The 23,772-nt window shown below is 61.1% G+C and carries 18 protein-coding genes; 8 read left to right on the top strand and 10 right to left on the bottom strand.

Annotated features, from left to right (window positions below; genetic code table 11):
* Window positions 1–10 precede the first annotated feature (10 nt).
* The 5 genes from ydcS (at window position 11) to BLU37_RS01435 (ending at window position 5,686) form a co-directional block, all read left to right on the top strand.
* Window positions 11–1,162: a putative ABC transporter substrate-binding protein YdcS gene (gene ydcS / locus BLU37_RS01415; protein WP_090202015.1), complete on the top strand. Its 1,152-nt coding sequence runs from the start codon at window positions 11–13 to the stop codon at window positions 1,160–1,162.
* Window positions 1,163–1,391: 229 nt separating this feature from the next.
* Entirely contained in the window at window positions 1,392–2,417 is a 1,026-nt protein-coding gene (locus BLU37_RS01420; RefSeq protein WP_090202016.1) for an ABC transporter ATP-binding protein, read from the top strand.
* 1 nt (window position 2,418) lies between these two features.
* Window positions 2,419–3,366: an ABC transporter permease gene (locus BLU37_RS01425; RefSeq protein WP_010444085.1), complete on the top strand. Its 948-nt coding sequence runs from the start codon at window positions 2,419–2,421 to the stop codon at window positions 3,364–3,366.
* On the top strand, window positions 3,356–4,183 hold the full coding sequence (locus tag BLU37_RS01430; protein ID WP_090202017.1) for an ABC transporter permease: 828 nt from the start codon (window positions 3,356–3,358) through the stop codon (window positions 4,181–4,183). Before BLU37_RS01425 ends, BLU37_RS01430 begins: the two co-directional genes overlap by 11 nt.
* 78 nt (window positions 4,184–4,261) lie before the next feature.
* Complete coding sequence (locus BLU37_RS01435) at window positions 4,262–5,686, top strand: gamma-aminobutyraldehyde dehydrogenase (protein ID WP_090202018.1); 1,425 nt, start codon at window positions 4,262–4,264, stop codon at window positions 5,684–5,686.
* A 33-nt stretch (window positions 5,687–5,719) separates the two neighbouring features.
* Here BLU37_RS01435 and BLU37_RS01440 read toward each other — a convergent pair whose 3' ends face one another.
* From BLU37_RS01440 to BLU37_RS01450, 3 genes are all read right to left on the bottom strand, one after another.
* The gene (locus BLU37_RS01440; RefSeq protein WP_090202019.1) at window positions 5,720–6,826 is read right to left on the bottom strand and encodes an NADH:flavin oxidoreductase/NADH oxidase; all 1,107 of its coding nucleotides are present in this window, start codon (window positions 6,824–6,826) and stop codon (window positions 5,720–5,722) included.
* Window positions 6,827–7,011: 185 nt separating this feature from the next.
* Window positions 7,012–8,721, bottom strand: coding sequence for a single-stranded-DNA-specific exonuclease RecJ (gene recJ / locus BLU37_RS01445; RefSeq protein ID WP_090202020.1), 1,710 nt, complete (start codon window positions 8,719–8,721; stop codon window positions 7,012–7,014).
* A 52-nt stretch (window positions 8,722–8,773) separates the two neighbouring features.
* The gene (locus BLU37_RS01450; protein WP_029532218.1) at window positions 8,774–9,316 is read right to left on the bottom strand and encodes a YaeQ family protein; all 543 of its coding nucleotides are present in this window, start codon (window positions 9,314–9,316) and stop codon (window positions 8,774–8,776) included.
* A gap of 138 nt (window positions 9,317–9,454) precedes the next feature.
* Between BLU37_RS01450 and BLU37_RS01455 the strand changes: the two genes are divergently transcribed.
* Window positions 9,455–10,654 carry a CaiB/BaiF CoA transferase family protein gene (locus BLU37_RS01455; protein ID WP_090202021.1) on the top strand — a complete coding sequence of 400 codons (1,200 nt, stop codon included), beginning with the start codon at window positions 9,455–9,457 and terminating at the stop codon, window positions 10,652–10,654.
* 51 nt (window positions 10,655–10,705) lie between these two features.
* Window positions 10,706–11,590 carry a TIGR02285 family protein gene (locus tag BLU37_RS01460; protein WP_090202022.1) on the top strand — a complete coding sequence of 295 codons (885 nt, stop codon included), beginning with the start codon at window positions 10,706–10,708 and terminating at the stop codon, window positions 11,588–11,590.
* Window positions 11,591–11,752: 162 nt separating this feature from the next.
* Here the strand turns inward: BLU37_RS01460 and BLU37_RS01465 are convergent, their stop codons facing one another.
* Window positions 11,753–12,043 carry a DUF3509 domain-containing protein gene (locus BLU37_RS01465; protein WP_010444076.1) on the bottom strand — a complete coding sequence of 97 codons (291 nt, stop codon included), beginning with the start codon at window positions 12,041–12,043 and terminating at the stop codon, window positions 11,753–11,755.
* A 308-nt stretch (window positions 12,044–12,351) separates the two neighbouring features.
* Here BLU37_RS01465 and BLU37_RS01470 point away from each other — a divergent pair, with 308 nt between their 5' ends.
* Complete coding sequence (locus BLU37_RS01470; protein ID WP_029532215.1) at window positions 12,352–13,014, top strand: response regulator transcription factor; 663 nt, start codon at window positions 12,352–12,354, stop codon at window positions 13,012–13,014.
* Between the two features lie 13 nt (window positions 13,015–13,027).
* Here the strand turns inward: BLU37_RS01470 and BLU37_RS01475 are convergent, their stop codons facing one another.
* The 6 genes from BLU37_RS01475 to BLU37_RS01500 all read right to left on the bottom strand — a co-directional run bounded on the left by BLU37_RS01475 (window position 13,028) and on the right by BLU37_RS01500 (window position 23,709).
* Window positions 13,028–14,266: an EAL domain-containing response regulator gene (locus BLU37_RS01475; protein ID WP_090202023.1), complete on the bottom strand. Its 1,239-nt coding sequence runs from the start codon at window positions 14,264–14,266 to the stop codon at window positions 13,028–13,030.
* An 87-nt stretch (window positions 14,267–14,353) separates the two neighbouring features.
* Window positions 14,354–17,875, bottom strand: a complete 3,522-nt coding sequence (locus tag BLU37_RS01480; RefSeq protein WP_090202024.1) for an ATP-binding protein — start codon at window positions 17,873–17,875, stop codon at window positions 14,354–14,356.
* 199 nt (window positions 17,876–18,074) lie between these two features.
* Window positions 18,075–19,484 carry a threonine synthase gene (thrC, locus tag BLU37_RS01485; protein WP_010444071.1) on the bottom strand — a complete coding sequence of 470 codons (1,410 nt, stop codon included), beginning with the start codon at window positions 19,482–19,484 and terminating at the stop codon, window positions 18,075–18,077.
* 31 nt (window positions 19,485–19,515) lie between these two features.
* The gene (locus BLU37_RS01490; RefSeq protein ID WP_010444069.1) at window positions 19,516–20,820 is read right to left on the bottom strand and encodes a homoserine dehydrogenase; all 1,305 of its coding nucleotides are present in this window, start codon (window positions 20,818–20,820) and stop codon (window positions 19,516–19,518) included.
* A gap of 140 nt (window positions 20,821–20,960) precedes the next feature.
* The gene (locus BLU37_RS01495; RefSeq protein WP_090202025.1) at window positions 20,961–21,692 is read right to left on the bottom strand and encodes a DsbC family protein; all 732 of its coding nucleotides are present in this window, start codon (window positions 21,690–21,692) and stop codon (window positions 20,961–20,963) included.
* A 175-nt stretch (window positions 21,693–21,867) separates the two neighbouring features.
* Window positions 21,868–23,709, bottom strand: a complete 1,842-nt coding sequence (locus BLU37_RS01500) for a hydroxysqualene dehydroxylase (protein ID WP_172832987.1) — start codon at window positions 23,707–23,709, stop codon at window positions 21,868–21,870.
* Window positions 23,710–23,772: the final 63 nt, after the last annotated feature.

Raw genomic sequence — 23,772 nt, forward strand, 5'->3', positions numbered from 1 at the left:
GGGAAAACCGATGTTCGCGCACAAGACCGCACTGCTCAGTGCACTGACCACCGCCCTGCTGGCCAGCGCCAGCCTGCAGGCCGCCGAACCGCTGAAAGCCGTCGGTGCCGGCGAAGGCCAACTCGATATCGTCGCCTGGCCGGGCTATATCGAACGGGGTGAAAGCGACAAGGCCTACGATTGGGTCAGCGGTTTCGAGAAGGAAACCGGCTGCAAGGTCAGCGTGAAGACCGCCGCGACCTCCGACGAAATGGTCAGCCTGATGGCCAAGGGCGGCTACGACCTGGTCACTGCCTCGGGCGATGCCTCGTTGCGCCTGATCGTCGGCAAGCGGGTGCAGCCGATCAACCCGCAACTGATCCCGAACTGGAAGAACCTCGACCCGCGCCTGAAAGACGCACCGTGGTACGTGGTCAACCAGCAGACCTACGGCACCCCTTACCAGTGGGGACCGAACGTGCTGATGTACAACACCCAAGTGTTCAAGCAGGCACCGACCAGTTGGAGCGTGGTGTTCGAAGCGCAGAACCTGCCGGATGGCAAACCGAACAAGGGCCGTGTGCAGGCCTATGACGGTCCGATCTACATCGCCGATGCGGCGTTGTACCTCAAGTCGGCCAAGCCCGAGTTGGGTATCCAGAACCCCTACGAGCTGACCGAGCCCCAGTACAAGGCGGTACTCGACCTGCTGCGGGCCCAGCAGCCGCTGATCCACCGCTACTGGCATGACGCGACCGTGCAGATGAGCGACTTCAAGAACGAAGGCGTCGCCGCCTCCAGCTCCTGGGGCTACATGGTCAACGGTCTGCAAGCCGACAAGCAGCCGGTGGCCTCGACCATTCCCAAGGAAGGTGTGACCGGCTGGGCCGACACCACCATGCTGCACGCCGAGGCCAAGCACCCCAACTGCGCCTACAAATGGATGGACTGGTCACTGCAACCGAAGGTCCAGGGCGACGTGGCCGCCTGGTTCGGCTCGCTGCCGGCGGTACCGGCGGCGTGCAAAGAGAGCGAACTGCTCGGCGCCGAGGGCTGCAAGACCAACGGTTTCGACACCTTCGACAAGATCGCCTTCTGGAAAACCCCGCAGGCCGAGGGCGGCAAGTTCGTCCCCTATAGCCGCTGGACCCAGGACTATATCGCGATCATGGGTGGTCGTTGACCGACCGGCCCCCTGAGCGCCCCGCCATCCTGTAGGAGCAGGCGGTGCGGCGATCCTTGCCCGCGAAGGCGTCCGTCAGATCGCAAAAGCTTCGCGGGCAAGTCGGGTCGCCGCATCGCCTGCTCCTACACAGTACGGGGCGAGATTCTCCTGTCGTATTCGATTCAGCTTTTTCAGAAGTCCAGGCCGGGCCGCTGCGGCGACCCGTGCCTTCTTGGAGCACCGCCTCATGACGCTTGCAGTCCAGTTCACCCAAGTTTCCCGTCAATTTGGCGAAGTAAAAGCCGTTGACCGGGTTTCCATCGATATTCAGGACGGCGAGTTTTTCTCCATGCTCGGCCCTTCCGGCTCGGGCAAGACCACCTGCCTGCGCCTGATCGCCGGCTTCGAACAACCCAGCGCCGGCTCGATCCGCATCCATGGCGAGGAAGCCGCCGGGCTGCCGCCGTACCAGCGCGACGTGAACACCGTGTTCCAGGATTACGCGCTGTTCCCCCACATGAACGTACGCGACAACGTCGCCTATGGCCTCAAGGTCAAGGGCGTCGGCAAGTCTGAACGCCTGGAGCGCGCCGAAGAAGCCTTGGCCATGGTCGCCCTGGGCGGCTACGGCGAACGCAAGCCGGTACAACTGTCCGGCGGCCAGCGCCAGCGGGTGGCCCTGGCCCGCGCGCTGGTCAACCGCCCGCGGGTGCTGCTGCTCGACGAACCCCTCGGCGCCCTGGACCTCAAGCTGCGCGAACAGATGCAAAGTGAATTGAAGAAGCTGCAACGCCAGTTGGGCATCACCTTCATCTTCGTCACCCACGATCAGACTGAAGCCCTGTCGATGTCCGACCGCGTGGCCGTCTTCAACAAGGGTCGGATCGAACAGGTCGACACCCCGCGCAACCTCTACATGAAACCAGCCACCGCCTTCGTCGCCGAGTTCGTCGGCACCTCCAACGTGATCCGTGGCGATCTGGCCCGGCAGTTGGGCGGCAGCGACCTGCCCTTCTCGATCCGTCCGGAACATGTGCGCTTCGCCGAAGGCCCGGCCGAGGGCAATGAAGTCGAGATCAGCGGCGTGCTCCACGATATCCAGTACCAGGGCAGCGCCACCCGTTTCGAGCTGAAGCTGGACAATGGCCAGACCCTCAACATCAGCCAGCCCAATACCCAGTGGCTGGACAGCAGTGCCCGCCACCAGACCGGCCAGCGCATCACCGCCCGCTGGGCGCGAGAAGCCATGACTGTACTGGCGAGCGAGGTGTGACATGCGCAGCCTGGCCCTGACTCCGACGACGGCCAGCCCGTCATTGATGCGGCGGTTTTCCAACCTGCTCTACCGCCGGCCCAATTTCTACCTGGCACTGCTGCTGGTGCCGCCGCTGATCTGGTTTGGCGCGATCTACCTCGGCTCGCTGCTGAGCCTGCTCTGGCAGGGTTTCTACACCTTCGACGACTTCACCATGGCGGTCACGCCGGACCTGACCCTGGCAAACTTCACCGCCTTGTTCAACCCGGCGAACTTCGACATCATCGTGCGTACCCTGAGCATGGCGGTGGTGGTGTCGATCGCCGCCGGCATCGTCGCGTTCCCGATCGCCTACTACATGGCGCGCTACACCAGCGGCAAGACCAAGGCATTTTTCTACATCGCGGTGATGATGCCGATGTGGGCCAGTTACATCGTCAAGGCCTACGCCTGGACCCTGCTGCTGGCCAAGGGCGGCGTCGCGCAATGGTTCGTTCAGCATCTGGGCCTGGAGCCGCTGTTGCAGTTCGTGCTGGGCATTCCCGGGGTGGGCGGCAGCACTCTGTCGACCTCGCACCTGGGCCGTTTCCTGGTGTTCGTCTACATCTGGCTGCCGTTCATGATCCTGCCGATCCAGGCCTCCCTGGAACGCCTGCCGCCGTCGCTGCTGCAAGCCTCAGCCGACCTCGGAGCGAAGCCGCGCCAGACCTTCATGCAGGTGATCCTGCCGCTGTCGATCCCCGGCATCGCCGCCGGCTCGATCTTCACCTTCTCCCTGACCCTGGGTGATTTCATCGTGCCGCAACTGGTCGGCCCGCCCGGCTACTTCGTCGGCAGCATGGTCTATGCCCAGCAGGGCGCCATCGGCAACATGCCGATGGCGGCTGCCTTCACCCTGGTGCCGATCGTGCTGATCGCCGTCTACCTGTCCATCGTCAAACGCCTGGGGGCCTTCGATGCACTCTAAGTCAGAAAAGCAGGGGGAGCGCGCGTCCCTGGGCTTGCGCATCGCGGCCTGGGGCGGGCTGGTGTTCCTGCACTTCCCGATCCTGATCATTTTCCTGTACGCCTTCAACACCGAAGACGCGGCGTTCAGTTTTCCGCCCCAGGGTTTCACCCTGAAGTGGTTCAGCGTGGCCTTCTCACGGCCGGACGTAGTGGAATCGATCAAGCTGTCGCTGCAGATCGCGGCCATTGCCACGCTGATCGCCATGGTTCTCGGCACCCTGGCGTCGGCCGCGCTGTATCGCCGCGAGTTCTTCGGCAAGCAGGGCATTTCGCTGATGCTGATCCTGCCGATCGCGCTGCCGGGGATCATCACCGGCATTGCCCTGCTGGCGACGTTCAAGTCACTGGGGATCGAGCCGGGCATGTTCACTATCGTGGTTGGCCATGCGACCTTCTGCGTGGTGATCGTCTACAACAACGTCATCGCCCGGCTGCGGCGCACCTCCCACAGCCTGATCGAAGCGTCGATGGACCTCGGGGCCGATGGTTGGCAGACCTTCCGCTACATCATCCTGCCGAACCTCGGCTCGGCGCTGCTGGCCGGCGGCATGCTGGCCTTCGCCCTGTCGTTCGACGAGATCATCGTCACCACCTTCACCGCCGGGCATGAACGCACCTTGCCGATCTGGCTGCTCAACCAGCTCAGTCGGCCACGGGACGTCCCCGTCACCAACGTAGTCGCGATGCTGGTGATGCTGGTCACCATTCTGCCGATCCTCGGGGCCTACTACCTGACCCGGGGTGGTGAAAGCGTGGCCGGTAGCGGCGGCAAATAATCTCTTTACCCGGATGAACACCGGCTCCTACAAATCGGTGCTCATCGGAACCAGTGATTGCTCCATGAGGATATAGACATGCAAACCAAACTGCTGATCAACGGCCAACTCGTCACCGGCGAAGGCCCGGCCCAACCCGTATTCAACCCGGCCCTGGGCCGTGTACTGGTGGAAATCCAGGAAGCCAGCGAGGCTCAGGTCGATGCTGCCGTGCGCGCCGCCGACGCCGCCTTCGACAGTTGGTCGCAGACCGCGCCGAAGGACCGCTCGCGGCTACTGCTCAAGCTTGCCGATGCCATCGAAGAGCATGCCGAGGAACTGGCGAAGCTGGAGTCGGACAACTGCGGCAAGCCGCTGAGCGCGGCATTCAACGACGAGATCCCGGCGATTGCCGACGTGTTCCGTTTCTTCGCCGGCGCCAGCCGCTGCATGAACGGTTCGGCCGCCGGTGAATACCTGCCGGGCCACACCTCGATGATCCGCCGTGATCCGGTGGGCGTGATCGCCTCCATCGCGCCGTGGAACTACCCACTGATGATGGTCGCCTGGAAAATCGCCCCGGCCCTCGCCGCCGGCAACACCGTGGTGCTCAAACCTTCGGAGCAAACACCCCTCACCGCACTGCGCCTGGCCGAACTGGCCGCCGAAATTTTCCCGGCCGGTGTGCTGAACCTGGTGTTCGGCCGAGGTCCAAGCGTCGGCAGCCCGCTGGTGACCCATCCGAAAGTACGCATGGTGTCGCTGACCGGTTCGATCGCCACGGGCTCGAACATCATTTCCAGCACCGCCGACAGCGTCAAGCGCACGCACATGGAATTGGGCGGCAAAGCGCCGGTGATCATCTTTGACGACGCCGATATCGAGGCCGCCGTCGAAGGCATCCGTACCTTCGGGTTCTACAACGCCGGACAGGACTGCACCGCCGCCTGCCGCGTGTATGCCCAGGACGGTATCTACGAGAAATTCGTCGAAAAGCTCGGCGCAGCCGTGAGCAGTATCAAGTACGGTCTGCAGGACGACCCATCGACCGAACTCGGACCGCTGATCACCGCCCAGCATCGCGACCGCGTCGTCGGTTTCGTCGAGCGCGCGTTGGCGCAGCCGCATATCCGCCTGGTGACCGGCGGCAAGGCGGTGGAAGGCAATGGCTTCTTCTTCGAACCCACCGTGCTGGCAGATGCCCGGCAGGATGACGAGATCGTCCGGCGCGAAGTGTTCGGACCGGTGGTCTCGGTGACCCGCTTCACCGACGAAGCGCAGGCACTGGAATGGGCCAACGATTCGGACTACGGCCTGGCCTCGTCGGTCTGGACCGCCGATGTCGGCCGCGCCCATCGCCTGTCGGCACGCCTGCAATACGGCTGCACCTGGGTCAACACCCACTTCATGCTGGTCAGCGAGATGCCCCACGGCGGACAGAAACTGTCCGGCTACGGCAAGGACATGTCCATGTACGGGCTGGAGGACTACACCACCGTACGCCATGTGATGTTCAAGCACTGAGGTGGGCCCTGCCGCCGATTCTGACAGCCGTCCCTACTCCCGCAGATCAGACTCATGGATGGGCTGATCCCGGTGCGTCGCCCGCTGGTACTGCGCCGGCCAGACCGCCTTGCGTCCACCGAGGTCGTCGTCGGCGTGCAACGGCCAGTAGGGATCGCGCAGCAGTTCGCGAGCCAGCAGGATGATGTCGGCCTGGCAAGTGCGCAGGATGTGTTCGGCCTGCGCCGGCTCGGTGATCAGGCCCACCGTGCCGGTGGCGATACCGGACTCCTTGCGCACACGTTCGGCGAAACGGGTCTGGTAGCCGGGGCCGGTAGGAATCTCCGCGTTCGCGGCGGTCCCTCCCGAGGAGACGTCGATCAGGTCGACCCCAAGAGCCTTCAGACGCAGCGCCAGTTCCACGGTTTCATCCGGGTTCCAGCCATCCTCCACCCAGTCGGTGGCCGACACACGCACAAACAGCGGTAATTCTTCGGGCCAGACGGCACGGACCGCCTCGCTCACCTGCAGGACCAGACGGATGCGGTTTTCGAACGAGCCGCCATACTGATCACGGCGCTGATTGCTCAGCGGCGAGAGGAACTGGTGCAACAGATAGCCGTGGGCCGCATGCACCTCGACCACCTTGAAGCCGGCCACCAGGGCACGCCGGGCCGCCGCGACGAAGGCCTGGATCACGTCGGCGATCTGTCCCTCGTCGAGTTGCACAGGCGGGGTGTGCTGCGGATCGAAGGCAATCGGCGACGGCCCGACCGGCGTCCAGCCGCCCTCTTCCGGCTTGACGCTGCCATGCTTGCCCAGCCATGGCCGATGGGTGCTGGCCTTGCGCCCGGCATGGGCCAACTGAATGCCGGCCACTGCGCCTTGGGCTGCGATGAAGCGGGTGATACGTTGCAATGGTTCAATCTGTTCGTCGTTCCACAGCCCCAGGTCCTGGGCGGTGATGCGGCCATCGGCCGTCACGGCCGTGGCTTCGGTAAAGATCAGCCCGGCACCGCCCACCGCGCGGCTGCCGAGGTGAACGAGGTGCCAGTCATTGGCAAGGCCATCGACACTGGAGTATTGGCACATGGGCGAAACCGCGATGCGATTCGGCAGGGTCAGTTGGCGAAGGGTATAGGGTTCAAGCAGCAGACTCATGGGGCACCTCTCAAATCAAGTGGGCTGGCTCCAGGGTTCTGTGAGAACGTCGGCAAGTGACAGGAACGAAGTGAAATCCCGCCCCCCGGCGGGTAGAAAACAGGACAGTGTCACAGGACCATTCAGACAGTGCTTAGAGCCTAGTCGACAATGACGGAGACCGAAGGGTTCAACCGCACCTGATCTCAGCGCGGCTCGATGTGCGCGATCATCAGTTGCACGCTTTCCTTGCCCCGGAACTCGTTGAGATCGAGCTTGTAGGCCAGTTCGACCCAGTCGACCCGGGAATTGGCCCAGATTTCCGGATCGATGCCGAAGGCGATCCCATCGAGCTTCAGCGAACCGCACTCGCTTTTGAGCACCACCTTCAGATGCCGCTCGCCGACGATACGTTTTTCCACCAGTTGGAAGACCCCATGGAACAACGGCTCCGGAAAGTGCTGCCCCCACGGGCCGGCATTGCGCAATGCTCGCGCCAGTTCCAGGTTGAACTCCTCCAGGGCCAGTGAGCCATCGGTCTGCAGGCGGCCGGTGAGATCATCCTCGCTGAGTTGACGGCGCACCTCGGCATCGAAGGCCTCGGCGAACAACGGGAAGTTCTTCTCTGGCAGGCTCAGGCCTGCGGCCATGGCATGACCGCCGTACTTGCTAATCAGGTCGGGATGTTGCGTCGCCACCACACTCAAGGCGTCGCGAATATGAAAACCCGCGACCGAACGGCCGGAGCCCTTGAGCATGCCATCCCCGGCATCGGCAAAAGCGAAGGTCGGGCGGTGATAACGCTCTTTCATCCGCGAGGCGAGAATACCGATCACGCCCTGGTGCCAGTCCGGATCGAACAGACACAGGCCGAACGGCATCGAATCCACCGGCAGTTCCTTGAGCTGGGCCAGGGCCTCGCGCTGCATGCCTTGCTCGATGGATTTGCGATCCTTGTTCATCTCGTCCAACTGGGTGGCCATTTCCAACGCCAGGGCCGGATCTTCGCAGAGCAGGCACTCGATACCCAGGCTCATATCGTCCAGGCGGCCAGCCGCATTCAGCCGTGGACCGAGGATGAACCCCAGATCGGTCGAAGTCAGGCGCGCCTGTTCACGCTTGGCCACCTGCAGGATCGCCTTGAGCCCCGGCCGCGCGCGGCCTGCGCGTATCCGCTCAAGTCCCTGGTGCACCAGAATCCGGTTGTTGGCGTCCAGCGGCACCACGTCGGCCACACTGCCCAGAGCCACCAGGTCCAGCAGTTCGCCAATGTTCGGCTGCGGACGATTGTCATACCAACCCAGGGCGCGCAGACGCGCGCGCAAGGCCATCAGCACGTAAAAGATCACGCCGACACCGGCCAGCGCCTTGCTCGGAAATTCGCAGCCGGGCTGGTTCGGGTTGACGATGGCATCGGCCGCCGGCAGTTCGGTCCCCGGCAAATGGTGGTCGGTGACCAGCACGTTCAACCCCGCCGCCTTGGCCGCCTGCACGCCCTCGATACTGGAGATGCCATTGTCGACGGTGATCAGCAACTGCGGCTCGCGCTGCAGGGCCACCGCGACGATTTCCGGGGTCAGGCCGTAGCCGTACTCAAAGCGGTTTGGCACCAGATAGTCGACATGGGCCGCGCCCAGCAGACGCAACCCCAGGACACCGACCGTACTGGCGGTGGCGCCATCGGCGTCGAAGTCGCCGACGATGAGAATCCGCTGGCGCTGCTCCAACGCGACCACCAGCAGATCCACTGCCGCCTCAATGCCCTTGAGTTGCTGAAAGGGAATCAGGCGCGCAAGGCTCTTGTCCAGCTCGGCCTGGGATTCGACGCCCCGTGCCGCATACAAGCGGGTCAGCAGCGGCGGCAAGTCGCCGAGAAAAGGCAGAGTAGCGGGTAGTGGACGAGGTTCGATACGCATAACGCTGGGGAAATTTCTCTTCAGTACGCAGGAATTGAAACGGCAGTCGGACTCAGCCGCGCTCGCCCAGCAGCCACTGGAGCTGGACCTCATGCTGGCCACGGTCGTCAGTGACGAAGACGTTGCCATCGCTGATCATCACGTCCCACTTGATCACCCGAGGCATGTCCTTGGCCAGGGTTTCCAGTACGTCCTGGGGGACCGCGGCGATATTGACGTTTTTCAGGTTCTTGACCGCCGGAACCACCTTGCCTTCCCAGACGCGCAGGCTGCCGTAGGCCAGCAGACTGGTGCGTTCGGTACGACGCGAGCACCAGGTCAGGCGATCGGCATCGGGCTGGCCAACTTCAATCCAGTGCAGTACGCGGTCATCCAGGCTTTTTTCCCACAGAGCTGGTTCGTCTACCTCTGACAGACCACGACCGAAGGCCAGCAATTCGTTGTACCAGAGGGCATAAGCCAACAGCCGCACAGCCATCCGCTCTTCGGTTTCCGACGGGTGGCGGGCAATGGTCTGCTTGACGCTCTCGTAGACGTTGCGATCCATGTCGGTGAGGTTGAGTTCGAACTTGTAGGTCGTGGACGGCTGGGCCATGAACGGGGCTTCTAAAGACGGGAAAGGAGCCAAGTCTAACCGATACGCGGCTCAATCAACGACTGTCGATGGTTATGAAGATGACGCGCACCATGTTAAAAAGCTCTATAGCCCTTGTCTTGTCTTACAGGATCGCCCATGTCACTCACCGCCAAACCCCTCTCCGGTCTGAAAGTCATCGAGCTCGGAACGCTGATCGCCGGCCCTTTCGCCTCGCGGATCTGCGCCGAATTCGGGGCACAGGTGATCAAGGTCGAGTCGCCGGACGGCGGCGATCCACTGCGCAAATGGCGCAAGCTGTACGAAGGCACCTCGCTGTGGTGGTTCGTCCAGGCGCGTAACAAGAAATCCCTGACACTGAACCTGAAAAATCCTGACGGCCTGACGATTCTCAAACAACTGCTGAGCGAAGCCGACATCCTGATCGAGAACTTTCGTCCCGGCGTTCTGGAAAAACTTGGCCTGGGCTGGGAAACCCTGCATGCGCTCAATCCCAAGCTGGTGATGGTGCGCCTCTCGGGATTCGGCCAGACCGGCCCGATGAAGGACCAACCGGGCTTTGGCGCGGTCGGCGAATCCATGGGCGGGCTGCGTTACATCACCGGCTTCGAGGACCGTCCACCGGTGCGTACCGGCATTTCCATCGGCGACTCGATTGCCGCTTTGTGGGGTGTGATCGGCGCCCTGATGGCCTTGCGTCATCGCGAAGTGAACGGTGGACAGGGCCAAGTGGTCGACGTCGCCCTGTATGAAGCCATCTTCGCGATGATGGAAAGCATGGTGCCTGAGTTCGATGTATTCGGGTTCATCCGCGAACGCACCGGCAATATCATGCCCGGTATCACGCCCTCGTCGATCCATACCACGGCCGACGGCCGGCATGTGCAGATCGGCGCCAACGGCGATGCGATCTTCAAGCGCTTCATGCTCGCTATCGGGCGCGAGGACCTGGCAAACGACCCCACGCTTGCCAGCAACGACGGGCGCGACAGTCGACGGGACGAGCTTTACGGGGTGATCGACCGTTGGGTCAACTCACTGTCCCTGGATGCGGTGCTCGCAGAACTGACCCGTGCCGAAGTTCCCGTCAGCCGGATCTACAGCGCCGAGGACATGTTCGGCGACCCGCAATTCCTCGCCCGGGAAATGTTCCTGCAGGCCAAGCTGCCGGATGGCAAGGACTTCAAGATGCCCGGCATCGTGCCGAAACTCTCAGAGACACCCGGCTCCAGTGAATGGGTCGGGCCGCAACTGGGCGAGCACAATGCCGAGGTACTGGGCCACCTCGGCTACGATGAGGCACAGATTGTCCGGTTGCGTGCCAGTGGCGCCATCTGACGTATCACGGTCACCCACGACTGCTTTCAAGCCGAGGAAGGTATCCACCTCATGACACCCAGTGCCTTGTGGCGACGCCTCGTTGTCGCGCTGTTGGCTACGCTGATTGTGGTCCTGCCGCCGTTGGCTCAGGCCAGGGAAACCTTGATCTGGCTGCTGCGTGACCTGCCACCGCTGAGCATCTTCGATGGGCCGGAACAGGGTCAGGGCGCGGTCGATCAGATGCTGCCACTGCTGATGGAAAGGCTGCCGGAATACGACCACTCCATCCTGCGGGTCAACCGGGCGCGGGGCATGCAAATGCTCAATGAGCCATCGTTCACCTGCGATCCAGCGTTACTGTGGACGGAGGCACGGGCGCAGAAAATGCTGTTTTCCATTCGCAGCATGGCTACCACCAGCAACGGTCTGGTGGTTCGCCAGAAAGACCGAGCCCTGATCGAACCCTTTCTGCTCGATGGCCAACTGGACCTGGCCGCATTGTTGCTGAGCAACACGCTGCAATTGGGGATTGTCGCCGAGCGCAGCTATGGCCACCCGATCGATGATGTCTTGTCCCATACCAGCGAGTCTTTGCTGGTGCGTCATTATGGCAACAACGCCCTGGGCAGCCTGCTGCAGATGCAACGGATAGGCCGTTTGAAGGCCTTGCTGGGCTACTGGGTGGAAATCCGCTATCAAGCCCGACAACAACAGATCGACGATGACGACCTGGCGTTTTACCCGATCAAGGGCACGGCCAGTTACCAGTTCATCCGGGTCGCTTGTTCCAATACGCCGCAAGGCAGTGCGGCGATCGCGCATATCAACGAGATTCTACTGCAACTGCGCAAGGAGCAACTGGTGGAGCTGTATGCGCACTGGCTGACACCCGCCGACCAGAAAAAATACCGCGAAGACGCCAAAAGCTTTTTCCTCACGCCGGATGATCAGTGACAAATTCCAGGCAAAAGAAACCCCGAGAAGTGGGGAGACGACTCGGGGTTAAACATGGCCTACAAAGACCAGTACGACAAGCCACATTCACCGGAGCACAATGCCTGCTCTTGCCGTTATAAAGTCTGACAGCACTTTAGGAATGAAGGTTCCCAAAAAACTCTACAGGCTGACGCTGTGAGTGCCACGATGTTCAGCGGCATTGCGCCAGGCAGCAATCATGCAGGGTTCCAGACGCCCCTCGGCGATTCGAAGATCACGGTGCAGACCATCGACCACGTCGGTCAGCAGACGCTTGTCGGTCAATTGCGCCTGATTGATCTCGCGCTCCACCAGAATCGGTCCGGCCACGCCACGCACGCTCACCACGCATTCACCGTGCCCGCCGGATGGCGTCAGGGTAACGGAATAAGGACTCAGCGCCTCACTGAGCAACAGGCTGATATTTTCCATCTTGATCACCACTCAATAGTCAAAACCCGAAAGGTCGAAAACAAAGGTGCCTGGAGTCAGTGACCACCAGCCGGAGAATAAAGTTCGCTGGCCCGTTCAGGCCTCACGAACTGATCGACGTCTATCGAACATGAACGAGAAAGATGACAAGGAAAAAACAGCGGGAAAAGCGCGACTAAAATCAGATCGATGGTTTTTAGACTTTTACTACGACACACGTCGGCTTTACTGATGGACATGCGCCAAAGCATCTGTTTTTTTGATCATGTGTTCATCCGCTTCAGCGCCATGCCCATCGGAGACCTGCCTTGAGTTCGCCCTCACCTGCGCCATTACGGATCGTCCTGGCGGATGATCACCCGATTTTCCTGATTGGCCTGCGGGTTGTCCTGGAACGAGCTCCCGCCGTCAGCGTGGTTGGCGAAGCCAGCAATCCTGGAGAGCTCTTCGAACGGCTCGAGAGTGGTCCCTGTGACGCACTCATCACCGATTTCATGATGCCCACGGCAGAGCAGAATGACGGCCTGCGCATGATCGAGGCGCTGCTGCGCAACTATCCGGGGCTACCGATCGTGGTCGTTACCATGCTCAACAATGCCGGGCTGTTGCGCTACCTCCTCGATCAGGGCGTGATGGGGCTGCTGAGCAAAGCCAGCCTTGCGGATGAGTTGCCGGTTGCGATCGAGCATGTGCGACAACGCAAGGTATTCGTGGCCAACTCCGTACGCCAGACCCTGGCATTGGCCGGGGAAGTCGGCACACACCGATTGGGTGACCGGGAAATGCTTTCGCCACGGGAGCTGGAAGTCACCCGCCTGCTGGCGGCAGGCCGTACGGTCGGTGAAATCGCGACACGGTTGTGTCGCAGCAAACAGACCGTCAGCGCCCAGAAAGTCAGCGCAATGCGCAAGCTCGGCCTGTCCAACGATGCCGCCCTGTTTCTGTACCTGCAGGAACAGGGACTGTCCTGATAGCCTGTGCGGCCTAGCCCGGCTGGCGCTCATGCTCGGGCGCACTGGCAAGTCCGGCCATTTTCAGCCAGGGCAGCAGTTCCACGCGGCTCATCGGCGCAGCGATGAAACGCCCCTGGACCAGCACGTCACCCAGTTCCTGGATCAGCCGGTACTCCTCGTCGGTTTCGATCCCGGTAATGACCGTTCGCAAGCCCATACCCTGGGCCATGCTCAACACGCCAGCGACGATCGAGCGCTTGCGCGAATCCTCGGCCATCCCGCTGACGAAACGCGGTGCAATCCTGAGTTCCGAGAACGGCAGTTCGAGCAAGCGTTGCAGCCCCGCGCTGGCCACACCGAAATCACCGATAGACAATTGGCAACCCAGCATCCGTAAACGCAGCATTCCCTCGGCCTGGGCCGCCTCGCTGGTGCAATCGGCACCGTCGACCACTTCCAGGGTCAGCCATTGGGCAGGCAGATGAAAACGACGCAGAAGCTCGCCCAGGTCTGCAGCGAAGTCCGCCTGCTCGAGCATCAGCCCCGCAATATTTACCGTCACCGGCAGATACCGGTCGGTGTCCATGTGCACCTCGACCGACAGACCGATGGCCTGTTCAAGCATGTGCCACGTCAGAGCCTGGGAGAGCCCGGCATATTCCAGCACAGGAATGAAGGTGTCGGGCAACAGCATGCCCCGTTCCGGGTGCTGCCAGCGGGCCAATGCCTCGACGCCTTGTACACGACCATCACAGCTCACCTTGGGCTGGAAAAAAGCCTCGCAGTACCTGCCGATAGCACCAGGCCCGGCCCCGGCCTGAAGCTCGTGAAGCGAGAGCAATTCGCAGACCTGCGCCAACGGCAGCCCCGGACGCTGGCGGCCAAAACGTCGCTGGTAGGTCGTCAGCAATTCACCGAGTATGGCTGCCGAAGCAGGCTTGAGCAGGCAACCCAACACATGCAGCCCCTGCTGCCGGGCCATGTGCGCCGCGCCTTCGCGTAGCTCCACTTCCAGACTGCTGAGAATGATCAGCGCCTGGGCCTCGCGGGTTTCGGCCAGGTGCCGGATCAATTCCAGGCCATCGCCGTCCTCCAGGTGCAGATCGCAGATGGCGACATCAATCGGTCCGCGGTTGGCCAGGGATTGGCGTGCACTCTCGACGTTTTCTGCGGTGAGCACATCGAACACACCATTGGCATTGAGCATCTGATGCAACGCCATCAGTTGAAAGGGGTTGTCTTCAAGAATCAGGATCCTGAGCGCACGCATCGATGATCTCCGCAAGTGGAAGCGGTCATTACCCGCAACGGCCCTCCACCTTAGCCATCCCGGTTGGTGTTCCCCATAGGACAAGTCCTAAAGTGCCGGTTTTTCCTGCAGGCTCGGCTCGATGTCGGCGATCATCCGCTCGATCACCGCCTTGAGCACCGGCCAGTGAGCACGCAAGTGCTCGGTTCTCCTCAACTTCACGCAACGGTCCATGTCGACACAGGCCTGCGCCAGGGCGATGGCATCGACGAGGCAGGCAATGCCCTTGAGACGATGCACACCGGCCGCCACCCCGTCCCAGTCATCCCGGTCGACCAGGGTTTGCAGCTCTCGTCGCTCATCGCGCAGGTTCTTCCAGAGTTCCAGCAGCATGTGTTGAAGCACCGCTGCATCGGCCTGGGTCATGCTCCGGAGGGTCTGGAGATCGAAGGACTTTTCCCGAGGGTCGATCTGCGCCAGCAGGCGGGTCAGATCGTCAAGCAGCACCGGCTTGACCAACAGGTCGTTCATGCCGGCCTGCTGACAGCGTTGACGTTCATCACTGATGGCGTTGGCCGTGCAGCCGATGATCACACACGCGGCCCGCTGCTCCTGCTCCTCTATGCGCCGTATGGCCCGGGCCAGCTCATAGCCGCTCATTCCGGGCATGTTGCAATCGCTGATGACCAGATCGAAGTGCCTGTCTCTCCAGGCCTGCAACGCGGCCTGTGCCGTCTGGCACGTATCGACGCGCTGTCCGAGGAAGCTGAGCTGCTGTTGCAGGACCAGGCGGTTGGCGGACAAGTCATCGACAATCAGCACATTCAGGCAAGGCAGTCGCAATCGTGCGCTGTCCAGCGACACCGGGGCAGAAGGCTGTGTTTCACGCTTGAGTGGCAGTTCGATATATACCCGAGTACCTCGTCCCAGCTGGCTTTCAAGTTCGATAACGCCGTCCATCAGCTCCACCAACTGTTTGCAGATGCTCAAACCCAGACCGGTCCCCTCATGCTCCTCATCAGTTTCCCCACGCGCCTGCATGAAGGGGGCGAACAAGGTCGCCTGTTGTTGCGGACCGATACCCTTACCGGAATCTTCGATATCAATGGACAAGCGATCGGTATCCGCCCCTTGCGAGAGGCGCCGGACCCGTACGCGGACAAACCCCTTGCTGGTGAACTTCAACGCATTGCCGATCAGGTTGTGCAGAACCTGGCGCAAACGCAGTGGATCAAGGCGGTAGAGGCCCGCCAGCGAAGGATCGATGCCGAGGCTAAGAACAATGCCCTTTTCTCGCGCCAACGCCTCGAACAGTTGCACTACGCCCTCGAGCAGAGGTCTCAGGTCAGTCGGCTGCAGCACCAGGCGCATACCGCCGGCCTCGATCTTGGCCAGGTCAAGGCTGTCGCCGATCAGGGCGGTCAGTTCACGGGCCGACTGATAGGCCACCTGCAAACCGTGCGAGAACACTTGTCCACTGGCCAGCGCCTGCTCGCGCTCGACCTCGAGCAAACCGATGATCGCGCCCATGGGGGTGCGTATTTCATGGCTCATGGTGGCCAGGAATGCACTCTTGGCATGACTGGCCCGCTCTGCCTGGCGACGGGCCTCGGTCAGTTGCCCCTCAAGCTGCTTTCTTTCGGTGATATCGATCCAGCCACCCAGCAACCCCTGCAACTGCGCGCCTGCCGAGTGGAATGGCACCATCCACAGGTAGATATCGATGCTGCCGTTGGGAAGTTCGAGTTGCAGGTCCCGAAAGACCGGCTGCTGGTTCTCCAGCAGCCGCAGGAACTCGTCGTGCAGTTCTTGTGCGGCCCGAGGCAGCAGCAGGCACTCCTCGGTGATACGACACCCCTGAACCTGTTCCAGGGTCGTCGACAGCCGTTGCTCGTAGCTGCGATTACAGGTGATCAACCGGCCCTGCAGGTCGCGAACGAAGATCGGATCGGGAATACCATCAAGCAACGCGCGTTGGAATGCCAGGCGATCATTGAGCTCCTGCTCCGCCAGGCGGCGCTGGCGAATCTGGATGTTCAGGCGCCGGTTCCAGGCGAGCGAGACGCCCCCCAGCAGCAACATGGCAGCGGACAGTGCGTAGCCCCATAACGGCACCCGTTTCCAGACCGAGGGCGGCGGCGCAACCGGGACAGCCCCCAGCCACTTGATCCGCAGCGCCCGCAGCTCTGCGACGGGAAAGGCCTCCAGGGACTTGTTGAGAATACTGAGCAGTTCGGGGGCGGCCTTGACCACCGAAAAATTATCGGCCGACCAGAGACCGTCCACGCTGCGCCCGACCTTCAGGCTGCTCATGGGGTAGAGATAGGCTCGGGCATCACTCTGGATGGTGGCCGCCGCTTCGCCGCTTTCGACCAGCGACCTGGCCTCCTCCTGTGTTCTGACACTGCGCAGAACGATATCCGGATACTCCCGACGGATCATGCCTTGCAGCGCATGCTCCTGGGGCAACGCCAGCACCCGACCGGCCAGTTGCTTGAGCGACCCCAGTTGAGCGTCATGGGCCGGTACGACAAAGACCCAGGAACTGCCGCCAAAGGCGTAGGTGAAATTCAGAAAGGCCTTGCGCTCGGGGCTTTCGGCCAGCGAACCGTTCATCAGCGCCCGACCGTCCTTGAGCATTTCGAGGGTCTGGACCGTGGAGAAGCTTTCCTCGAAGACGAATTGCAGACCGGTCATGCGGGAAATGCGCGCCAGCAGGTCCGCATTGAGGCCGACCCAACGATTGTGGACATCCTTGTAGATGTACGGCTGATACTGCTGGGAAGCAACGACAACCTGCGGGTGCTGGTCGATCCAGGCCTGCTCCGTCAGCGTCAGCTCAAGCCTGGGCTGGGCGATATCCGAACCGAAGCCGGTGGTCCAGCGTGCCAGGATCTCCCGCCGTACCGCTTCGTCGATGCTGTCCAGCACGCGCTGGACCAGGCCACTGAGCTGTGGCTCCGAACGACGCGTGGCGAACGCGAAGCCGATCGGAGGCAAGGCGCTTTGCCCCCGGATGTGCAGGCCCATGTGCGGCCGCATGGTCTTGTAGGCCCGGACAATGACCTCGTTGCCGATGAAGGCATCGACCTCGCCCTGGGCCAGAGCCTCGAGTGCGCTATAGAGGGTCGGAGCGAGAATGATCCGGCTCTGGGGATACGTGGCATGCACGACTTGCGCATCGGCATAACCTTCCAGCAGCACCACCTTTTGTCCCCTGAGGTTGTTCAGGTCGGCGGTGTCGCTGCGACTGACAATCACCGAGCGGTCCGGCATGTAGTCACTGGAGAACACCAGGTCGGGAAAACCCCGCTCGAAACCGTTGGCACTGGTGAGCAGATCGATCTGCCCGTGACGCAACGCTTCCACGGCCTGGTCACGCTCGGCGAACCCCAGGACCTCCACCGTCACACCGAGCCGATCACGGATCAGGCCCACGTAGTCGGCACTGATGCCCTGGTAGCGATTACGGTCGCTGGTGATATCGACAGGCTCATAGTCGGCCACCGAGATACCCACCCGCAGCCTGCGCTCGGGTCCCAGCCAACGCTGTTCATCTGTGCTGAGAGGCAGGCGGGCAAGCTCGACGAACGACGCAGGCAAACTGAATGGCAGCCCCTGGGCGGCCATCAGGTGACCCGGTAGACCCGCAAGCAGTACCCATGGCAGTAACGCCAGAATGGAATATATCGCTCTTCGCAAACACGCCATGACGGAATACCCGCCCCCCTTCGATTCAATGGAAATGAAAAACAGGGGGAAAGTTTGGCATGCAAAAACGATAAAGCCCGCCAAGGGGCGGGCTCTAAAGTGTGACCGTTCTAGTCGGTCAGAGCGGCTTGCCGCGGTTGCCATGCTGGCTGACAAAGGCCTGCATGACTTTCAGGTCGTTGGCCAGAACCGTGCAGCGCTCATCTCTTTCAAACAAATCTGAAAGGTGTGCAGGTAGTTCAAGTGCTTTTCCTACGCCAGCTTTCTCAACTGCCTCAGGGAATTTGACCGGGTGCGCCGTACCGAGGATCACCATCGGCGTGTCCAGACTACGGCGGCACTCGCGGGCAGCCTTCACGCCAATGGCGGTATGCGGGTCAAGCACCTCACCGGTCTGGGCAAAGACTTCGGCGATGGTCTCGCAGGTTTGCGCATCATCCACCGCCAGCGAATCGAACAGCTTGCGCGCCTCGGTCCAGCGGTCCTGATCGACGCTGAAACCACCACCCTGCTTGAAGGTATCCATCAAGCCGGCGATGGCCGCGCCATTGCGACCGTGCAGGTCGAACAGCAGCCGCTCGAAGTTCGACGACACCATGATGTCCATGGACGGCGAAAGCGTGGCGTGGAGAGTTTCCTTGACGTACTGGTTGCCGCTCATGAAGCGGTGCAGGATGTCGTTGCGGTTGGTCGCGACGATCAGTTGATTGATCGGCAGGCCCATGTTGCGCGCCAGGTAGCCGGCGAAGATATCGCCGAAGTTGCCGGTCGGCACCGAGAACGAGACCGAACGCGCCGGGCCACCCAACTGCAGCGCCGCGTGGAAGTAGTAGACGATCTGGGCCATGATCCGCGCCCAGTTGATCGAGTTCACCGCCACCAGGCGCGTGCCCTTGAGGAAGCTCTGGTCGGCGAAGCTGTTCTTGACCATCTCCTGGCAATCGTCGAAGTTGCCTTCGATGGCGATGTTGTGGATGTTCTCACCGAACAGGGTGGTCATCTGCCGACGCTGAACTTCCGAAACCCGGTTGTGCGGGTGCAGGATGAAGATGTCGACGTTTTCACAGTGTTTGCAGCCTTCGATCGCCGCCGAACCGGTATCACCGGAGGTCGCGCCAATGATCACCACACGCTCGCCACGCTTTTCCAGCACGTAGTCGAGCAGGCGTCCCAGCAGTTGCAGGGCGAAGTCCTTGAAGGCCAGGGTCGGGCCGTGGAACAGCTCGAGCACCCATTCGTTGCCGTTCAACTGACGCAGCGGCGCCACGGCGTTATGGGCGAAGGCACCGTAGGTTTCCTCGAGGATCTTCTTGAAATCCGCATCCGGAATGCTGCCGGTGACGAACGGGCGCATGATCCGGAACGCCAGCTCGTGGTAAGGCAGGCCAGCCCAGGAAGCGATTTCTTCCTGGGTGAAACGTGGCAGGTTTTCCGGCACGTACAGGCCGCCATCGCTGGCCAGACCGGCCAACAGCACGTCTTCGAAATTCAGCGCGGGCGCCTGGCCGCGGGTACTGATGTAACGCATGAAAAATTCCTCTCCAGTCGACAATGCCGACTCAGTTCAAGTGCTCGACGCGGATCCGCACGACAGGACCGACCACACCCTGCAGGGCCTCCAGCGCTTCGATGGCATCGTTGATGCGGTGTTCGACCACGCGATGGGTCAACAGGATCATCGGCACCAGGCCGTCCTGTTCCTCGACTTCCTTCTGCATGATCGACTCGATGTTGATCCCGCGCTCGGACAGGATGCTCGCCACCTGGGCCAGCACGCCTGGATGGTCCTTGGCCTGGATACGCAGGTAGTAGGCACTTTCACAAGCATCGATGGGCAGGATCGGGTGAGCCGACAGCGAGTCCGGCTGGAAGGCCAGGTGCGGTACACGGTTCTCCGGATCGGAGGTCATGGCGCGCACCACGTCGACCAGGTCGGCGATGACCGAAGAGGCCGTAGGCTCCATGCCGGCACCCGCACCGTAGAACAGGGTCGAACCGGCGGCATCGCCATTGACCATCACGGCGTTCATCACCCCGTTGACGTTGGCGATCAGCCGATCGGCCGGGATCAGCGTCGGGTGAACCCGCAACTCGATACCGGCAGCGGTGCTGCGCGCCACACCCAGGTGCTTGATGCGATAGCCCAGGGCTTCGGCGTAGTTCACATCAGCGGTGGTCAGCTTGGTGATGCCTTCGGTGTAGGCCTTGTCGAACTGCAACGGAATACCAAAGGCGATGGACGCCAGGATGGTCAGCTTGTGCGCGGCATCGATACCTTCGACGTCGAAGGTCGGATCGGCCTCGGCGTAACCCAGGGCCTGGGCCTCGGCCAGTACGTCCTCGAAGGTACGACCCTTCTCGCGCATTTCGGTGAGGATGAAGTTGCCCGTGCCGTTGATGATGCCGGCAACCCAGTTGATGCGATTGGCCGAGAGACCTTCGCGGATCGCCTTGATCACCGGAATACCGCCAGCCACTGCGGCCTCGAAAGCCACGATGACGCCCTTTTCACGGGCCTTGGCGAAAATTTCGTTACCGTGCACGGCGATCAGCGCCTTGTTCGCGGTAACCACGTGCTTGCCGTTCTCGATCGCTTTGAGTACCAGCTCACGGGCAACGGTATAGCCGCCCATCAACTCTACGACGACGTCAATCTCAGGGTTCGTGGCCACTTCGAAGACATCGTTGGTAATCGCAATACCGGTCGTTTGGAACTGAGGCTTTGGCGTGCGAATGGCAATTTGCGCCACTTCGATTCCACGCCCGGCACGACGAGCAATTTCCTCGGCGTTACGCTGAAGTACGTTGAAGGTGCCGCCACCGACGGTACCTAACCCACAGATGCCTACTTTGACCGGTTTCACTCTTGACTCCCCATGAAACGGCCGACACAAGGTCGGCCGTGAAAAACAGCCGCTGATCCGCCAGCGGCTGGCTGTTTAGGACCAACGGGCCAGATGCCCGCGGCCATGCTCGTCTGAAGACTGACTGCGACGAGACTGAATTACTTGGCTGCCAGCGCGAGTTTGGCGACTTGTGCGGCCGGCTGGTAGCCTGGAATTACCTGACCGTCGGCCAAAACGATGGCCGGTGTCCCATTGACGCCGATCGACTGACCGAGAGCGAACTGCCGGGAAACCGGATTGGTGCACTTGGCAGCCTTGATATCCTCACCCTCGACCATCTTGTCCATGGCCGCGCGCTTGTCGGTCGAGCACCAGACCGCCTGCAACTGCTGGTCGCCCGGCGAGCCCAACCCCTGGCGCGGGAACGCCACGTAGCGGACCTCGATGCCCATTTTGTTCAATGCAGGCACTTCGGCGTGCAGCTTGTGGCAATACGGGCAGGTGGTATCGGTGAACACCGTGATATGCGACTTGGTTTCACCGATAGCCGGGTAGACCACGGTTTCGGCCACTGGAATGCCGTTGATCAGCTTCGAGATACCCAGGCGTTCGGTCTTCTCGGTCAGGTTGACCGGCTTGCCGTCCTTGAGCTGGAACAGGTAGCCCTGCATGACGAACTGGCCATCGGCGCTGGCATACAGCACGCGACTGCCCTTGAGCTTGACTTCATACAGACCGCTCAGCGGGCTGGCAGTAATGCTCTCCACCGGGGTTTCCAGCTGGAGGCTGTCGAGGCTCTTGCGGATTGCCTGTTCGGCGGTGTCGTCGGCCAGGGCCAGGGAACTGACCAGGGCGAGGGCAGCAGCAGCGAAAATCTGGGTCAAACGCATGGGAACTCCTGAAGGCGGACAACCAATGGGACGGGAAACACCGATCAGCGGATCCGGGTTACGAGCGCCCACCGTGTAAACGGGTCAAGCCTACCACATAAGGCCGGCATGACCGACTCCCGGCAATACGATGCACCAGGGCACCGGATAATCATCCTGCTCGCCGAACCTGTGATCAAGACGGTCGGTAAGGTGAAATCAAATCATATTGATTGGGTAACCCCAAGCGATACAGCGTGTCGTCCAGGGTCTGATCCAATGCCAGCAAAGGCTCCTTGTAACGTGAGACGATCGGAGCGGGCGAGGCCGTACTGTTACTGGCGACAAGAATCGCATTGGCGGCCCGCCGCCCACTTTCATTGGCGGTTTCCATGCACGCCAGATCGAAGCCTTTGGCCCGTACGTAATCGCCAGCTAAAAACAGGTTGTCGATCTGGCTACTGGTATCCGGCCGATTGATCCATGAGTTGGGTGTATTGACCAATAACGGATCATCGTTGCGAATAGTGCTCGTTCCCACATTGGACAGGCCTGGGTCGAGAAACCACGAATGAATCAGACTGTCCGGGAGCACACTTGCGCCATTATCCAAGCCGGCCCTTATTTGCGCCAACACCTCATTGGCAATTTCCTGTGGCGTACACTGATTGGCCGGTTTTTTATAAACAATACCGGGCTGCGTCCACTCGGCAATAATTATCGATAGCACATCCTTTACGCTGCCATCACCATAGGTTGTAGAGAAACCAACGGGCCAAAACTGTGCCTGTGTTCCACCTCCGATAGCCCAGGGCGAGTCGATACATTCCATTAGCGGAACAGCGGTGGCCGCAGTGAGGAAAAACTGTATGCCATTCATCCAGCGTATTTGCAGATTGGCAATACGACCAAGCTGGGCATCAGCGGCAACCATCGCCGGACTCATCAAGGGCACAACCTGCTCGGCAGGTACCGCGAGCACAAAATAGTCTGCACTGATATTGATGCCGGCGTGATTGACATCAGTGGCTTGCGCGCTGCTGATATGGCCGTTGCTGAAGGTAAACCCGGTCACTTGCGTTCCCACGCTGAAGGTCACACCCGATTGGCTCAGGTAGTGCACCCAGGGGTCGATCCAGGCTTCGTTGGTGGGATGATTCATCAAGCGCAGGATACCCGCAAAGGGGTTATCGACATCGCGCTTGGCATAACTGTAGAAAAAGCCTTCCACCGCCTGCCCTATGGTGCGGGCACTGGCAATTTCGGGCCGCGCCGCCACAAAGCCGATAATGATCCTGCCCAACAACTGTTGATAGGCAGCAGACATATTGGCTGCCTGGGTATAGTCCCACCAGCTCATCTTCTCCCACTGCCCCAGGCGCCGCAAATCGCCGCTGGTGAAGAACACATGCAGTTTCTGGACAAAAAACGCCAATTCGTGAGGCGGGATCTGCAGACCCGCCGAGAGCAGATTGACCAGTGAGGTCAGGGCCTGGGGAATACCGGCGGGCGTTCCCGGAAACACCAGAATCGTGGTGGTATCCACATAGAAATCAGGGCGCCCCGTCAACGCAATCAGGAAGTTCTGCAACGCTGCGAGATTGCTCCAGGCGCCATGGGGATTACCACTATAGGGAATTCGCCTTAGTGTATCGGGAAGGTTGTGGTAAAAATTGGGATAAAAGCGAAAGCCATGCTCACCGGGTAAATCCAGGCGGCCGCTGGTTCCTGTATGGGGAACCGGGATACTGCGTGCTTTTCCGCCCAATGCGCGGCGCTCATAAACAGTAACCGTATAACCCCGCTCGATCAGCTCATGTGCCGCTGTCAGCCCTGCCACGCCACCACCCAGAATGGCCACGGTATTTCCCGTGAGTGCGTTTGCTCTATAAGCAATACCACTGAGCGACAAGGCGGCCGCGACGGTCAAGCCAGTTTTCATAAAGCGCCGACGGCTCACACCAGACCCGTTGATGGTATTGACGCTTACTTTCCTGAGCAGTTCTTTGGTTCTTTTATTTCCTTTTTTAATAGACATACTTTTCTCCATATACCTTGGAAAAAGTCGGCCACAAAAACGGAGGGAGGTGGCGTCGGTCGT

This window comes from Pseudomonas asplenii (assembly GCF_900105475.1).
GTDB classification, from domain to species: domain Bacteria; phylum Pseudomonadota; class Gammaproteobacteria; order Pseudomonadales; family Pseudomonadaceae; genus Aquipseudomonas; species Aquipseudomonas asplenii.